Genomic DNA, 16,610 nt, shown 5'->3' with positions numbered 1-16,610 from the left:
CAGGAGAGGGGGCAATGCGAAGCATGGACAGAGAGGTCAATCTGCCTGCAAAGCAAGCAGCTGCTTGTACACTTCACTCTTGGAATACGGCGTGCCCTGCGCGGCGGCCTTGGCGGCGGCAGAGGCCGCATAGCCGTTCCGGGTCAGTTCCAGCGCCCGCTGGGCGGCCTGCTCCAATGTCAGTTCTTCTTCGGCTTCGGCGGCGGGCGCACCGGCCATCACCAGAACATACTCGCCGCGGGGGTCATTCTCGGCATAATGGGTCTGGGCCTCGCCCAGCGTTGTTTTCCAGATCTCCTCGTGGAGCTTGGTCAGCTCCCGGCAGAGGGTGATGCTCCGCTCGGGGCCGAAGGCGGCGGTCAGGTCGTCCAGCGTGGTGCGCAGTTTGTGGGGCGCTTCGTAGAAGATGACTGTCCGCTTTTCCCCCTGCAGCTCGGCCAGCCGCTCCCGCTTCTGCTTTTTGTTTACAGGCAGAAAACCCTCGAACACCCAGCGGGAAGTGTCCTGACCGGAGACGGCCAGCGCCGTCACACAGGCGGAGGCTGCCGGAACGGGCACCACCTTGATGCCCCGGGCCAGCGCGTCCCGCACGATCACCTCGCCCGGGTCCGACACACAGGGCATACCGGCATCGCTGCACAGGGCGCAGTTCTCGCCTTCCTCAATGCGGCGCAGGATCCCCTCGCCCTTCTGCAGGGCGTGCTCGTAGTAGCTCACCATCGGCTTTTTCAGCCCCAGAAAGTTGAGCAGCTTCATGGTCACGCGGGTATCCTCCGCGGCAATAAAATCTGCCGCGCCAAAGGTGGCTGCCACACGGGGCGGCATGTCATCCAGGTTGCCGATGGGTGTGGCAACGATATAAAGAGTACCTGCCATAGTATCCTCCCATTTGATTTGTACAAAACCTCTCCGTCATCCCGTACTTGGCGCGCAGCGCCTGAGAGGTTCAGCGTCCATACATTGCCGCGCCTGCCGAGATGAGTACATCCGGCTCGACCCGCAGCCCTGTTTTTCGGTTCTTCTGTGCTTCCACCAGAAACAGCCAGGGGGCGGCATCCGGCCGGTTCTTCACAAAGGCCAGCCGCTTGGGCTCCATCCGGTTGGCCCGCAGGACCGCCAGCACCTCGGCCAGCCGCTCGGGCCGGTGGCAGAGCGAGAGCCGCCCGCCATCCTTCAGCAGCCGGAACGCGCACTTGCAGACATCGTCCAGCGCGCAGTCCGTCTCGTGGCGGGCAGTGGCCCGGGCCCTGTCGGCGGCCTGCTCCCCTGCTGTGAAATAGGGCGGGTTGCAGGCGCACAGGTCGTAGCTGCCCTCGCCTTCCCGGAAGGAGCGCAGGTCGGCGCAGACGGGCGTGATGTGCTCAATGCCCTGTTCGGCGCAGGCGGCGGCCAGCAGCGCGCTGGCTTCGGGCTGCAGCTCCAGCCCCAGGCAGGGGCCGCGGTGGCCCCGGTCGTGCCATTCCAGGCTCACGATGCCGCAGCCGGAGCACAGGTCGGCGGCACGCCAGGCCCGCTTTGGCTCCGAAAACCGGGCCAGCAGCAGCGCGTCCGAGCCAAAGCGGTGCACGGCTGAACAATAGACTCTTGTTCTATTATACAAAATCTCGGTGGAATGTTCCATATACAGCACCTAAAATCCACTGCCAAAATATCGGGCGGAAAAATCGGGGAAAATTGTGCATGAAAGAAAAGCAGCAGACCCGCTTTTGACAGGTCTGCTGCTTTTGATGCGTTTTTTCAGTGTTCGCCGTGAAATTATTCAGCAGCGATAGCACCGGTGGGGCAAGCACCCTCGCAAGCGCCGCAATCGATGCAAGCGTCTGCATTCACAACTGCAACACCATTCTCAATGGTGACAGCACCAACGGGGCAAGCGCCCTCGCAAGCGCCGCAGCCAACACATGCGTCAGAAACCTTGTGTGCCATAATAAAACTCTCCTTTTATCACCCGTGCACTAGCTTTAAGAAGAAGTCTGCCCTCGCACGGTGCCAGCAGGCTTCCCCGGAATTCATCCTTGTCTGCATTCTAACAAAGTGGAAAAGAAAAGGCAAGACTAACCGTGTGCCATAAAAGCCCAAAGTTTTATTTTTGTGGGGTTGCACAAAAGCAAGGCCTAACTTTGCGGGAAAATTAAGAGAGTTTTTTGGCGAAAATCACGAAGAATGGTTAGTTTTGCGATACTAACCGCCGTGATATCCCACTATTTTTCTGGGAATTATTTCTCTTTTTTGGGGCATTTGCCGCAGCCCACATTGCCCTTTTCATCGGCGGCTGCCACCACCGGGGCGGGGTTGCGCACACCGGAATAATCGTCGTCCGGGTCGGGGCGGCGGGGTGCCCGTTTGCCGCCGCTGATATACTCACACACGCCCACCTTATAGTAGCGCGGGGTCAGGGCTTCGGTGCCGCAGCGCACCCGCAGGTAGCCGGAGATGGGGTTTACTTCCAGCACGGTGCCCAGACCATCCGGGGTGCGCACGGTGCTGCCCACCATGGGCATGATGCTGTTCAGGTACTCGTAGGCGTTTTCCTCGTAGGAAAGGCAGCACATCAACCGGCCGCAGGCACCGCTGATCTTGGTGGGATTCAGGGAAAGGCCCTGCTCCTTGGCCATCTTGATGGAAACAGGCTGGAAATCCTTGAGGAAGCGGCTGCAGCAGAAGGGCTGGCCGCAGATGCCCAGACCGCCGATCATCTTGCTCTCGTCGCGCACGCCGATCTGGCGCAGCTCGATGCGGGTGTGGAAGATGCCGGCCAGATCCTTGACCAGTTCGCGGAAGTCCACCCGGCCGTCGGCGGTGAAGTAGAACATGATCTTGGAGCGGTCAAGGGTGTACTCGGCCTCCACCAGCTTCATTTCCAGGCCGTGGCGGGCAATGCACTCCTGGCAGGTGTGGTAGGCGCGCTTCTCATCCTCGCGGTTCTGGCGCATCCGGCGCACATCCACGCTGTCAGCCATCCGGGTGATGGGCTTGAGCGCCTTGGAAACGGCGCTGTCGGCGATCTCTTTCACGCCCTGCACCACCTCGCCGCACTCAATGCCGCGGGCGGTCTCCACGATCACGTATTCGCCGGTTTTGATGTCGGCCCCGGCAGGGTCGAAATAATAGCTTTTGCCGTTTTCCTTGAAACGGACAGAGATGACTTTTTTCATACTGTTCCTCACAGGGGAAACTCCCCTATCTCGTAAAAAGGCCCGCAGAAGGGCCTGAAGATCCATTCTGAGGATTATTATAGCATAAACGTTGAAAATTGAACAGCCCTCTCAGGCTCACTTCGTTCGCCAGCCCAGGTTGTGGCTCCCAGCAGCTGCTTCGTGCAATTGCACTCGCACCTTGCTGGCCACTGCCCCAACAACTCCTCCCTCAATCCGCCACTGGCGGCGGTCGTCGTCGTTGCCCCCAAAGGGGGAGCCGATAAAAAAATTTCATCCTCTGCAACATTCCGCCCCGCTCATTCGTATCCCACTTGAACTCCGTCTGAAATTTGATCTCCAAAACGTCAAAAAACTGAGGTATCATCCGGATTTCACAAAAGATTCTCAAGATTTGCTAAAGAATCTCCGGGCAAGCCTTGCAAGCCCCGGAACCGGGTGTATAATAGGGGTATCGCCTTTGATCCGCTCTGAGAAAAAAGAGCAGCCGCGCAATGCGTGGGAAAACACAGAAACGGTAGGAAGAAATGGAAAAATTCAGCGTCAAAAAACCGTTCACCGTTCTGGTTGCAGTCATCATGGTCATTATGCTGGGCCTTGTGTCCGTGCAGAACATGCAGACCAATCTGCTGCCAAACGTGAACACACCGTACCTGATGGTGGTCACGGTCTATCCCGGTGCCAGCCCGGAGCGTGTGGAGAACGAGGTCTCCGACGTGATGGAGAGCGCGCTGGGCACCATCTCAGGCGTGAAAAACGTCACCGCCACCTCGGCAGAAAACTACAGTCTGCTGCTGATGGAGTTTGAGGATGATACGGATATGAACAGTGCCGTGGTCAAGGTGTCCAACAAGGTGGATCAGACCACCTCCAGCCTGCCAAGCACCTGTATGACCCCCTCCATCATTGAATATACCCTGAACATGAACGCCTTTATGACCGTGGCCGTCAGCCGCGAGGGCAGCGATTCCTATGAGCTGGCCGATTTCGTCAACGACACCATGGTTCCCTATATCGAGCGTCAGGGCGGCGTTTCCAATATTTCCGCCAATGGCCTGGTCACCCGGATGGTGCAGGTGCAGCTCGATCAGGAAAAGATCGATGCCATCAACGAAAAGCTGCTGGAAGTCATTGATGTGCAGCTGGCCGATGCAAAAGCCCAGCTGGACTCTGCCGAAGCTCAGATCGAGGCGGGCAGAAAGCAGTACGAGACCCAGCTGGCCAGTTACGACAAGCTGGTCAGCGATACCATCAACAGCCAGTATTCCGGCGAACTGCAGGATTCCTTCATGCTGGTCAAAAAGCAGGCACAGGCCCTTCTGGACAGTGTCAACCAGCTCATTGCCGTGGTCAACGAGCCTGAGATCCAGCAGGCCCTGATCGATGTGCGGGACGGCCTGCAGCGGGTCGTGGACAAGTTCAACGAGACCGGAATGCAGGATATCGATTCTCTGATCGAGATCGTGGCGGAGCTGCGCGATATCACCGATAAGCTGACCACCGCTTTGCAGGAACTGCAGCAGCGCCTGAACGCGCAGGGCGACACCGCCGGTACAACGGCCGGGGAGCTGGCCGATGACCTGCAGGTGCAGCAGAGCCTGAACAACATCTATAGCACACTGGAGAGCACCATCAAGGCCATGGACGACGTGCCCGGCCTGATGGACCAGTTCACCCAGATCGTGGGCAGCTATTCCCAGCAGCAGCTGCAGGCCTATATCAAGTTCACCGAGGCCCGCGAGATGCTGAACGATTACGAGAAGCAGCTGGAAGATGCCAAGCAGCAGTACGAGGATGCCAAGCAGATGGCCATGGAGAACTCCGACGTGGCCAAGATGCTGGATATTGACACGCTGGCACAGCTGATCTATGCCCAGAACTTCTCCATGCCCGCCGGTTATGTCAAGGATTCCAGCAACAAGTCCTGGCTGCTGAAGGTCGGCGAGGAGTACGACAGCATCGAGGATATCTCCGGTGCCCTGCTGCTCCATGTGGACGGCTTTGGCGATGTCCGCCTGTCTGACGTGGCCGATGTGCAGATCATTGACAACGCGGAGGACAGCTTTACCCGCCTGAACGGCGAGCGCTCCGTGGTGCTGAAGATCTTCAAGAGCAATTCTTCCAGCGCCGGTGAAGTCTCCGGCAACTGCAAGGCCGCCTTCAAAGAGCTGGAACAGAAATACGATGGCCTGCATGTGGTCGTGCTGTCCAACCAGGGCAACTACATCAGCATCATCGTCAGCAGCATCCTGAGCAGTATGCTCATCGGTGCGGCCCTTGCCATCATCGTGCTGGCCATCTTCCTCAAGGATATCAAGCCCACGCTGGTGGTCGGCATCAGTATCCCGCTGTCGGTGCTGTTTGCCGTGGTGCTCATGTACTTCACCGGCCTGGATATGAATATTATGACGCTGGCGGGCCTGTCCCTCGGCATTGGTATGCTGGTGGATAACTCCATCGTCGTCATCGAGAACATCTACCGTCTGCGCAGCCGCGGCGTGCCCGCTGCCCGCGCGGCGGTCCAGGGCACCAAGCAGGTGGGCATGGCCATCATGGCTTCCACCCTCACCTCTGTCTGCGTGTTCCTGCCCGTCATCTTCACCTCCGGTGTCATCAAGAGCCTTCTGCAGCCCATGTCCATGTGCATCGGCTACTGTCTGGCTGCTTCCCTCATCGTGGCCCTGACGGTTGCCCCGGCGGCCTCCTCTACCCTGCTGAAAAACTCCAAGCCCAAAGAGCTCAAGTGGTTCGATAAGGTGCAGGAAAAGTACGTCAAGAGCCTGGAATGGTGCTTCCAGCACCGCTGGGCACCGCTGGGCGCGGCAGTGGTGCTGCTGGTGTTCTGCGGCTGGCGCGTGATGTCCATGGGCGTTGAGATGCTGCCCACCATCACCAGCAACGAGGCCATCGTCACCCTCTCCACCGAGAAGGATCTGACCAAGGAAGAATCCTATGCTGTGGCCGAGAATGTCATTGATGCCCTGCTGGCTGTGGACAACGTGGAAGAGGTGGGCGTTACCACCGACAGCCGCGTGGCCGGAATGGATGTCGGCCAGCTGGGCCTGCCCCAGACCATCACCGACCTGCTGAAAGCCGCCAACAGCTACGGTACCTACCAGATCAACGTGATGCTGGACGAGAGCCTCTCCTCCCGGCAGATCGAACAGGCCCGCGAGGCGCTGGAGGAAGCTGTGAACGGCGTGGAGAACTGCACCGCCACCGTTGAGATCAGCGGAATGCAGGAGCTGACCAGCCAGCTGGATATGGGCCTGACCGTCCAGGTCTCCGGCAACGACATCGACACCATGACTGCCCTCTCCGAGAAGGTGGTGGATATGGTCAACGAGATGGACGGCTTTACCAATGCCACCAACGGTCTGGGCAGCGGCGATGCCACCATCAACCTGCAGATCGACCGGGATAAGGTCCGTTCCTACGGCCTGACCGTGGCGCAGGTCTACCAGCAGATCGCCGCCAAGCTGACCACCACCACCACGGCCCAGACCCCCGTTGCCATCGATGGCTCCACCATGAATGTCCAGATCAGCAACAATCTGGACCCCATGACCAAGGAAAACATGATGGATATGACCTTTACGACCTCCGTCATGGCCGCCGACGGCACCACTGAGACCGGCACCTGCACGCTGGGCGATATGGCTACCTGGGTCACCGGCTCCACCCCGGACTCCATCACCAGCAAGAACCAGACCCGCTATATCAGCGTGACGGCGGACGCAGTGGAGGGCACCAATACCACCACCGAGACCCGCGCGCTGGAAAAGAAGCTGAACGAGTTTGCCGCATCCGATGAAATGCCCGAGGGCTGCAGCTTCTATATGGGCGGCGGCTCTGAGATCAACGGCATGGTGGTGGATCAGATGGGCCAGTGGATGTTCCTGGCTCTGCCCTTCGTCTACCTTGTTATGGTGGCCCAGTTCCAGAGCCTGCTCTCCCCCTTCATCGTTCTGTTCACCATTCCGCTGGCCTTTACCGGCGGCCTGCTGGGCCTGCTGCTCACCGGCCAGCAGCTGACTATGATCTCCCTGATGGGCTTCATCGTCCTGATGGGCACGGTCGTCAACAACGGCATCGTGTTCGTGGATTACGCCAACCAGCTGCGCATCGGCGGCATGGAGCGCCGTGCGGCCCTGATCGCCACCGGCAAAACACGAATGCGTCCCATCCTGATGACCACCCTGACCACCGTTCTGGCCATGCTCCAGCTGGTGTTCAGCGGCGATATGGCCAGCCAGCTGATGAGCGGCATGGCCATCGTCATCATCTTTGGCCTGACTTACGCCACCCTGATGACTCTGTACGTTGTGCCCCTGATGTACGACATCCTCTTCAAGAAGCCGCCGCTGAACGTGGATATCGGCGATGAGAACCTTGACGACATCCCCGATGATGCCGCCGAGTATATCGCCCAGAACACCGCTCAGCCGGAGTAAAAAACTTCCCCGAAGCACCCTTCACAGCCATGTGAGGGGTGCTTTTTGTCAATCTGCTAAAAAATTTGCCGCAGCTTTAGCATAGTTTCCAAAAAATTGGGGGATTCAATAAAAAATATTGACAGGGGGAGGGGGGAGATGTAAAATGAGTTCACAATGCAGAAGGTGTAGGGGTATGCTTTCTGTGTGGTAAAATATCATTTTACATTGGAGGTTCTACAAATGAAAATGCTCAAGAAAATGGCCGCCCTTCTGCTGGTCGGCGTAATGGCTCTGGCACTGCTCACCGCTTGCGGCGATGACAGCGCACCTTCTTTCGCACAGAAGACTGAAGATGCAGCTTTTGGTGCTATGAAGCAGGCCACAGGTATTCAGGTAAATGATGCAGATTTGAAGAAATTGGCTGAAAGCAAGATTGATCTGATCGACACCGAGAAGGGCACTTTTGATTATCGGAAATCCTACTCCACTGAGGATTCCGAAAAGTTCCTGGCAGATTTGAAATCGACTGGTAAGGGTTCCATGACGATGGCATTGCCTCTGATGAAGGATGGCAAAATGCAGAATGGCATCTATGAAGTAATGGAAATTACTGCAGATAACATTGGAAGTCTGAATCAGGGTACGGATACTATGCAAGATTTGCTGGATGGAATGGCAAGTGCATATGGTGTGTCTGTCAAAATTACGAAAATTGGTGTTGCAGCTAAGACTGTAAATGGAAAGACTTACGCTGCAGTTGCAATGACTTATGAGGTTACTGCAAAGCCCCAGCAGTAATATCTAATCTGACATACAAGCCCCGGAGCGCCTACCCCTGGCCCTCCGGGGCTTTTTTCTGCCTATGGGGCAGAATTTACAAAAAAACTCTCGAAATATTGGATAGAATCCCTTAAAAAATGCCAACACAGAAGGAGAAAATTGTGATATAATCAAAACAATAAAGGATAAAACAGAGAGTGTGCTGTCCCCAAAAAATACAAAAGGAGGCGAGCCCTATGGCACAGTTTCTCTCCAAGCCCTTTGGCATGACCCCAAACGGCGAAAAGATCAATGAATACATCATCTCGAACCCCGGCGGGCTGGCGGTCAGTGTGCTGAACTACGGCTGTATCATCAAGAATATCTGGGTGCCCACCAAGCGTGGGCCGGTGGATGTGGTGCTGGGCCACGACACCTACGCCGATTACGTCAAGGACTTTGAATCGTCCGGCAGTACCTGCTGCGGCGCGTTCGTGGGCCGGTACGCCAACCGCATCGAGAATGCCGTGTTCAACGTGGGCGGCAAGACCTATCAGCTGGAAGCCAACAACGGCAAAAACCACCTGCACGGCACCTTCCCGCGCAAGCTGTATGAGGTAAAGACCTTTGGCGATACCCTGCTTCTGGAGGCCGAAAGCCCCGATGGAGAGGATGGTTTCCCGGGAAATCTGAAGATCTCGGTGCGGTATATCCTCACCGAGGACAACGCCCTGCGGATGGACTACCGTGTCTCCTCTGATGCCGACACCATCATCAACCTGACCAACCACACCTACTTCAATCTGGATGGCGGCGGCGATGTGCTGGGCCAGAAGCTGCGCATCTATGCGTCCCGCTATCTGGAAGGCAACAACGAGACCTGTCCCACCGGCAATATCCTGCCCGTGGCGGGCACGCCGATGGATTTCCGGGCGGGCAAGCCCATTGGCCGGGACATCGACACCGGCTTTTCCCAGACCACCATGGTTGGCGGCGGCTATGACCACTGCTTTGTCATCGACAGGGGCCGCGGGGCCAGCCAGAGCCTGTGCGCCTGGGCTTCCAGCGATAAGACCGGCATCAGCATGAAAGTCTATACCACCCAGCCCGGCGTGCAGCTCTACACCGGCAATTTCCTGCAGGACTGCCCCGCCCCCGGCAAGGGCGGCGTGCCGATGCAGAAATACGGCGGCTTTGCGCTGGAGACCCAGCATTTCCCCTGCAGCCCCTCCCACCCGGAGTTCCCCTCCACCGCCCTGCGGGCCGGGAAAGTGTTCCGTGCCAACACCACCCTGCGGTTCTTCACCGGCAAACAGTGCGGGAAACTGTAAAATGCAGCCCTCTCATTCAAAGCCTGACGGCTTTGCCTGAGAGGGCCTTTTTCTCTGATTTGCACAAAGTGTTCTATCACTCCATGTGCAAAAAACAAAAAACGCTTGTAAATCAATGCGCGGAAAAATAAATGGAAACAAAAATCCATCCTTATAAAATTCCCGTTACTTGATTCTGCGGCCAAAACGTTGTATCCTTGTGGCAGAAGGCGGGCCTGCCCCGCGCAAGCAACTTTGGTGACGAGAAGAGAGGTACTTTTATGGCAATTTTGGTTTCCGGCGGTGCCGGTTATATCGGCAGCCACACCTGTATCGAACTGCTGAACGCTGGCTTTGACATCGTGGTGGCAGATAACTATTACAACGCTTCCCCCGTGGTGCTGGATCGGGTCAAACAGATCACCGGCAAGGACTTCCGGTTCTATCAGGCCGATATGACAAAGCACGAGGACGTGGAGAAGATCTTCACCGAGTGCCCTGATATCGATGCTGTCATCCAGTTTGCCGCCTATAAGGCCGTGGGCGAGAGCGTCTCCAAGCCCATCGAGTACTACTATAACAACCTCAACTGCACGCTGGTCATTCTGGACGTGATGCGCCGCCACAACTGCCGCAACTTCGTGTTCAGCTCCTCCGCCACTGTCTACGGCGACCCCGCCAGCGTGCCCATCACCGAGGACTTCCCCGTGGGTGCCACCACCAACCCCTACGGCACCACCAAGGCCTTTACCGAGCGCATCCTGACCGATGTCTGCAAGGCTGACCCCACCCTGAACGTGGCCCTGCTCCGTTACTTCAACCCCATCGGTGCCCACAAGTCCGGCCTGATCGGCGAGGACCCCAACGGCATCCCCAACAACCTGATGCCCTACATCGCCAAGGTGGCCGTGGGCAAGCTGGAAAAGGTGCACGTCTTTGGCAACGACTACCCCACCCCCGACGGCACCGGCGTGCGCGATTACATCCATGTGGTTGACCTGGCCCGGGGCCATGTCTGCGCCATCAAGAAGCTGCAGACCAACTGCGGCCTGTTCATCTGCAACCTGGGCACCGGCCACGGCTACAGCGTGCTGGATGTCATCCATGCCTTTGAGAAGGCCTGCGGCAAGAAGCTCCCCTATGTGATCGATCCCCGCCGCCCCGGCGATATCGCCGAGTGCTATGCCGACCCCACCAAGGCCAAGAACGAGCTGGGCTGGGTGGCTGAGTACGGCATCGAGGAGATGTGTGCCGACAGCTGGAACTGGCAGAAGAACAACCCCGACGGCTACCACACCGTGAAGTAAACAGAACTGTTCTCAAAACGCACCTTTGAACGTGAAAATTCAGAGGTGCGTTTTCTTTTGCCCGGAAATCTGCCGGAACAGGAGAAGGATTTCCACAAAAAACAGCGGGGACAGGCGAGAATTTTTGCCGCTTCCTGCCTTGACAATGCCTTTGAGTTAGCATATATTAAGACTGTTCATATACACTAACATTTTGTCGAAGGAAAGGCATCTGCCATGACATTAAAGGAACTGAAGATCGGCGAAAGTGCCGTGATCGATACAGTGGGCGGAACGGGAGAACTCCGCCAGCATTTTCTGGATATGGGGCTGATTCCCGGCGAGAAGGTCACGCTGGTGAAATTTGCGCCCATGGGGGACCCCATGGAGCTGCAGATCCACGGCTATGAGCTGACCCTGCGGCTGGACGATGCGGCACGGATCGAGATCACCCCGGCGGAAGCACCCGCAGCAGCTCCGGCACGGAAGGCCGGCCGGATGGTGGAGCACCCGGGCCTGGGCGAGGGCGGCCGCTACCACACCAAAAAGGGCGAACACCCGCTGCCGGATGGAACGGTGCTGACATTTGCGCTGGCCGGAAATCAGAACTGCGGCAAAACGACCCTGTTCAACCAGCTCACCGGCTCCAACCAGCATGTGGGCAACTTTCCGGGCGTGACGGTGGACCGCAAGAGCGGTGCCATCCGGGAGCACCCCGATACCGAAGTCACCGACCTGCCCGGCATCTACTCCATGTCGCCCTATTCCAGCGAGGAGATCGTGACCCGGCAGTTCATCATTGGCGAAAAGCCCACGGGCATCATCAACATCGTGGATGCCACCAACATCGAGCGCAACCTGTACTTAACGATGCAGCTGATGGAGCTGGACACCCCCATGGTGCTGGCACTGAATATGATGGATGAGGTGCGCGGCAACGGCGGCACCATCAACATCAATGAGATGGAAGCGATGCTGGGCATCCCGGTGGTCCCCATTTCCGCCGCCAAGAACGAGGGCGTGGATGAGCTGGTGGATCACGCCATCCATGTGGCAAAGTATCAGGAGCGTCCGGGCCGGATGGACTTCTGCGGCGAGGATGACCACGGTGGTGCGGTTCACCGCTGCATCCACGGCATCATCCACCTCATCGAGGACCACGCCCGGGCGGCGGGGATCCCGGTGCGCTTTGCCGCCACAAAGCTGGTGGAGGGCGACCCCCGCATTGAGGAGGCCCTGAAGCTGGATCAGAACGAAAAAGAGATGATCGAGCATATCATCCTGCAGATGGAGCAGGAACGCGGCCTGGACCGCGCCGCCGCCATTGCAGATATGCGGTTCCACTTTATCCACCAGCTGGTGAATCAGACTGTGGTAAAGCCCCACCAGAGCAAGGAGCAGCTGCGCAGCGCAAGGATCGACCGCTTCCTCACTGGAAAATATACGGCGATCCCGGCATTCGTGGGCATCATGGCGCTGGTGTTCTATCTGACCTTCGGCGTGATCGGCGCGGGGCTGCAAAGCCTGCTGGAACTGGGCATTGAGAACCTGACAATCCTTGTGGACAATGCCCTGACGGCGTGGAACGTCAACGATGCAGTGCATTCGCTGGTGATCGACGGCATCTTTACCGGTGTGGGCAGTGTGCTGAGCTTCCTGCCCATCATCGTGACCCTGTTCTTCTTCCTTTCCCTGCTGGAGGATACCGGCTATATGGCCCGCGTGGCCTTTGTGATGGACAAGCTGCTGCGGCGCATCGGTCTTTCGGGCCGCAGCATCGTGCCCATGCTCATCGGCTTTGGCTGCACGGTCCCCGGCGTGATGGCAAGCCGCACGCTGCCCTCGGAGCGGGACCGGAAAATGACCATTCTGCTCACGCCCTTTATGAGCTGCTCGGCCAAGCTCCCGATCTACAGCCTGTTTGCTGTGACCTTCTTCCCGGAGTACGCCGCACTGGTCATGGTGGGCCTGTATTTCCTGGGCATCCTTGTGGGCATTGGTATGGCCTTTCTGCTCAAGGGAACGCTGTTCAAGGGCGAGGCCGTGCCCTTTGTCATGGAGCTGCCCAACTACCGCCTGCCCGGCCTGAAAAATGTGGCCCAGCTGCTCTGGGAAAAGGCCCGGGATTTCCTCGAGCGTGCCTTTACGGTCATCTTCCTGGCAACCATCATCATCTGGTTCCTGCAGAACTTTGACTTCCAGCTCAGCCTGACCGCAGACCCGCAGGAGAGCATCCTGGCCTGGATCGCCAGCGGCATCGCGCCGTTGTTCGCACCGCTGGGCTTTGGCGACTGGCGGGTGTCCACGGCGCTGATCACCGGCTTTATGGCAAAGGAGAGCGTCGTCTCCACCCTTACCATCCTGTATGGCTCCTCTGCCGCACTGGGCGCGGCGCTCAGCCAGGCGGCTGCGGCTCCCCTGCTGGTGTTCTGCCTACTCTACACCCCCTGCATCGCCGCTGTGGCATCGGTCAAGCGGGAGATGGGTGGCCGCTGGGCCACCGTCATGGTCGTAAACCAGTGCGTTGTGGCATGGCTTGCCGCGCTCGTTGTGCGGTTCCTTGCCGTGGCAGTGCTGTGACCCTGTCCTGAAGCATATCAAAAGCCCGTACCGTGAAAATCTTCATGGTGCGGGCTTTTTGCGTTGGACAAAGTATATGGATTAGTTGATTTTACGCCGCCTGCCCTTGACAACAGAGATTTCCTGTGCTAAAATACTTCAAAAGTGAACAATTCAAAAAGAGAGAAAGAGAGGCGCGCAATGCGTGAGCTGAACCCCAGTGTGGAATTTGCCAACAAGACGGGCCTTGTGTACAGCGCCGTCTGCAAGCCGCTGTGCCAGAAGCTGCATCTGCCGCAGACAGCGTTTGATATCCTGATGTTTCTTGCCAACAACCCCAACTACACGACCGCCCGCGATATCGTGGAGGTGCGCCACATCAAGGCGAACCTTGTCTCGGTGAATGTGGACAAGCTGGTGCAGGAGGGCTTTCTGGAGCGCCGTCCGGTGTTGGGCGACCGCCGCAAAACGGAGCTTGCCTGTACCGAAAAGGCGCAGTCCATCATCGAACAGGGCCGCAGGATGCAGGATGATTTCATCCGCCGCCTGATGGCAGGGCTGGAGGAAGAAAAACTCGAGATATTTTTTGAAGTCATCGATACGATGAACGAAAATCTGGATGCGATCCTAGAAGGAGAAGAATAAGATGAACCTGCTGTTTACCATCATCGTTACCTTTTTTGCCGGAATGGGCGCGGGCCTGGGCACCGGCTTTGCGGGCATGAGCGCCGCCGCGGTCATCAGCCCGATGCTCATCACCTTCCTGGGGATGGACCCCTACATGGCGGTCGGCATTGCCCTTTCCTCGGATGTGCTGGCCAGTGCGGTGTCTGCCTACACCTACCACAAAAACAAAAACCTGGATATCAAGAACGGCCTGATTATGATGGCCAGTGTGCTGCTGTTCACCGTGGTGGGCAGCTGGGTGGCAAGCCTGGTGCCTTCCACCACCATGGGCAGCTTTTCGGTATTTATGACATTCCTGCTGGGCATTAAATTCATCGTCAAGCCCGTTATGACCACCAAAGAAGCCATGCAGGGGGTCTCTGCTAAGAAGCGTGCCCTCCAGTCTATCGTCTGCGGTGTGGTCATCGGGATGATCTGCGGCTTTATCGGTGCCGGCGGCGGCATGATGATGCTGCTTATCCTGACCAGTGTCCTGGGCTACGAGCTCAAGACTGCCGTGGGCACCAGCGTGTTCATTATGACTTTCACCGCCCTGACCGGCGCGGTCTCCCACTTTACCATCGGCGGCGCACCGGACTGGACCGTGTTCATCCTCTGCGTTCTGTTCACCCTGCTGTGGGCCCGCATCGCCGCTGTCTTTGCCAATAAGGCCGATGCCAAGACCCTGAACCGTGCAACCGGCATCGTTCTGGTCGTGCTGGGCATCGTGGTCATGGGCTTCAATCTCCTGACAAAATAAACCGCAAAAGAAAAGAGCCTGTCTCCCGAAATTCCTTGGAGACAGGCTCTTTTTGTTGTATTGCGTCAGAAGCTATGTTATACTTACTGTGCTGCCCTTCCGTTACTCCCGCAGCAGGGAGGAGGTGGATAGCGATGGAATACCTCATGAGTTTTTTGGTCTCGGTCGGAGCACAGGTGATCGGACACTTCCTGTGCAAGTGGCTTGACCCGGACGATGAGAAGGGCGAGTAAGCACAAGGCCCCAGAAGAGCGGACATCTCTTCGGGGGCCATTTTGCGTGGATAGCTTAGAACCTCATGAATTCCTTGCAACCTTAGTATATGCGATTTTTGAAAAAAGTCAAGTGGTACGCAAAAAGTTTACTTTTCTTCGATGGTGGAGTGCTCGATCACCCAGTCAGCGGCGCGGCGGATGGCCTCGCTGCGCTGCATGGCGGGGATGTTGGCGTTGGCCTTGACCTCTTCCAGCGTTTTCTTGGTGCGGTCGGCGCGCTCCTGCAGGTTCTTGGTGATCTCCTCATCGGTGGGCACCAGCCCCTCGTTCTGGGCGACCTGCAGCAGAGCCATCCGGGCGCGGGTGTTCTTCTCGGCGGCGGCGTGAACGTTGGCCGTGAAGTTCTCGCGGGTCTGGTGGATCTGGCTCAGGTAGCGGTCCAGGCTCATGCGCTGCATCTGGAGCTGCTGCTGGATGTTCTGCATCTCCTGCTGGTAGGTGCTCTCCACCAGAACGCTGGGGATCTCGCCCTCAGCGGCAGAGGCCAGCCGGGTCAGCACCTGATCCTTGGCGCGGTTCAGGGCGCTGGCGTGCTTGCCGTCGTGCAGCTGCTTGCGCACCTGCTCCCGGAACGCTTCCATGGTGTCCACCTTGCCCACTTTCTTGGCAAAATCACTGTTCAGGGCGGGCAGCTGGCGGACGCAGACATCGATCAGCTTGATCTTAAAGACAACGGGCTTTCCGGCCAGGTCCTTGACGTGATAGCGTACCGGGAAGGTGACGTTGATCTCGAATTCCTCGCCGCCCTTGTGGCCCAGAATGCCGTCCTCAAAGCCGGGGATCATCCGGCCGCTGCCCAGCTGCAGGGGCTGGTTCTGTGCGGAACCGCCCTGGAAGGGCTTGCCGTCCAGCAGGCCCTCGTAATCGATGTGAACGATGTTGCCCTTAACGGCCGGGCCCTTGTGGGGCACCAGCTCGGCGGCAGCATTGCGGCGGCGCTCCAGCACGGCATCGATCTCTTTGTCGGTGACGGCGGGGGTCACGCACTCCACATGGAAGCCGGTGGTCTGGGTCAGGTTCAGCTCCGGCTGCAGCGGGGTGGTGGCGGTGGCTACAAAGCCCTCGTCCTTTTTGACGCTGACCAGGTCATAGCTGGGCTCATCCACCGCCTTGAAGCCGTGCTCGGCCATGGCGGCCTCGTACAGGGCAGGAACATCGCGATCCATCAGGTCGTTGATGGCATCATACCAGAATGTGTGCTCGCCGCGGTCGGCCTCGATCTGAGCACGGTCAGCCTCGCCCTTGGCAAAGCCCTTGATGGTGTAGCTGGCGCGGGTGCGCTCATACACCGCATTGGATGCGGCCTCCAGCTCCTCAGCTGTTGCGCTGAAGGTCATCTTGCAGACACTCTTTTCGGGAGTTTCCACGCTTACCAGTTTCATAGGAATCCAACCTCCGTGTTGC

General features: G+C 57.9%; 12 protein-coding genes. 7 read left to right on the top strand and 5 right to left on the bottom strand.

The features are described 5' to 3' along the window. Positions 1–36: 36 nt before the first annotated feature. The 4 genes from rsmI to P0G09_RS09080 all read right to left on the bottom strand — a co-directional run bounded on the left by rsmI (position 37) and on the right by P0G09_RS09080 (position 3,155). A complete protein-coding gene (gene rsmI / locus P0G09_RS09095) occupies positions 37–876 on the bottom strand; it encodes a 16S rRNA (cytidine(1402)-2'-O)-methyltransferase (protein WP_156065764.1) in 840 nt (279 codons plus the stop codon). A 70-nt stretch (positions 877–946) separates the two neighbouring features. Further along, positions 947–1,621 carry a methyltransferase domain-containing protein gene (locus P0G09_RS09090; protein ID WP_275252498.1) on the bottom strand — a complete coding sequence of 225 codons (675 nt, stop codon included), beginning with the start codon at positions 1,619–1,621 and terminating at the stop codon, positions 947–949. 134 nt (positions 1,622–1,755) lie between these two features. After that, complete coding sequence (locus P0G09_RS09085) at positions 1,756–1,926, bottom strand: 4Fe-4S binding protein (RefSeq protein WP_005929040.1); 171 nt, start codon at positions 1,924–1,926, stop codon at positions 1,756–1,758. A 290-nt stretch (positions 1,927–2,216) separates the two neighbouring features. Next, complete coding sequence (locus P0G09_RS09080) at positions 2,217–3,155, bottom strand: stage 0 sporulation family protein (protein WP_035393233.1); 939 nt, start codon at positions 3,153–3,155, stop codon at positions 2,217–2,219. 527 nt (positions 3,156–3,682) lie between these two features. Between P0G09_RS09080 and P0G09_RS09075 the strand changes: the two genes are divergently transcribed. The 7 genes from P0G09_RS09075 to P0G09_RS09045 all read left to right on the top strand — a co-directional run bounded on the left by P0G09_RS09075 (position 3,683) and on the right by P0G09_RS09045 (position 14,931). After that, entirely contained in the window at positions 3,683–7,609 is a 3,927-nt protein-coding gene (locus P0G09_RS09075) for an efflux RND transporter permease subunit (RefSeq protein WP_275252497.1), read from the top strand. A 222-nt stretch (positions 7,610–7,831) separates the two neighbouring features. Then, a complete protein-coding gene (locus P0G09_RS09070) occupies positions 7,832–8,389 on the top strand; it encodes a hypothetical protein (RefSeq protein ID WP_275252496.1) in 558 nt (185 codons plus the stop codon). Positions 8,390–8,607: 218 nt separating this feature from the next. Then, on the top strand, positions 8,608–9,681 hold the full coding sequence (locus P0G09_RS09065; RefSeq protein WP_097769869.1) for an aldose epimerase family protein: 1,074 nt from the start codon (positions 8,608–8,610) through the stop codon (positions 9,679–9,681). 260 nt (positions 9,682–9,941) lie between these two features. Then, the gene (galE, locus tag P0G09_RS09060) at positions 9,942–10,967 is read left to right on the top strand and encodes a UDP-glucose 4-epimerase GalE (protein WP_035393228.1); all 1,026 of its coding nucleotides are present in this window, start codon (positions 9,942–9,944) and stop codon (positions 10,965–10,967) included. 216 nt (positions 10,968–11,183) lie between these two features. After that, positions 11,184–13,526, top strand: coding sequence for a ferrous iron transport protein B (feoB, locus tag P0G09_RS09055; protein ID WP_275252495.1), 2,343 nt, complete (start codon positions 11,184–11,186; stop codon positions 13,524–13,526). 180 nt (positions 13,527–13,706) lie between these two features. Beyond that, a complete protein-coding gene (locus P0G09_RS09050) occupies positions 13,707–14,150 on the top strand; it encodes a MarR family transcriptional regulator (protein ID WP_342760527.1) in 444 nt (147 codons plus the stop codon). 1 nt (position 14,151) lies between these two features. Beyond that, positions 14,152–14,931: a sulfite exporter TauE/SafE family protein gene (locus P0G09_RS09045; RefSeq protein ID WP_005929000.1), complete on the top strand. Its 780-nt coding sequence runs from the start codon at positions 14,152–14,154 to the stop codon at positions 14,929–14,931. Between the two features lie 361 nt (positions 14,932–15,292). Here P0G09_RS09045 and tig read toward each other — a convergent pair whose 3' ends face one another. Next, positions 15,293–16,588 (bottom strand): trigger factor, encoded by a 1,296-nt coding sequence (gene tig / locus P0G09_RS09040; protein WP_275252494.1) that lies wholly within the window; start codon positions 16,586–16,588, stop codon positions 15,293–15,295. Positions 16,589–16,610: the final 22 nt, after the last annotated feature.

The sequence above is a fragment of the Faecalibacterium sp. DFI.5.82 genome, assembly GCF_029076575.1.
Lineage (GTDB): Bacteria > Bacillota > Clostridia > Oscillospirales > Ruminococcaceae > Faecalibacterium > Faecalibacterium duncaniae.
The sequence above is the reverse complement of the archived record's forward strand: the minus strand, read 5'-3'. Positions and strand labels throughout refer to the sequence as shown.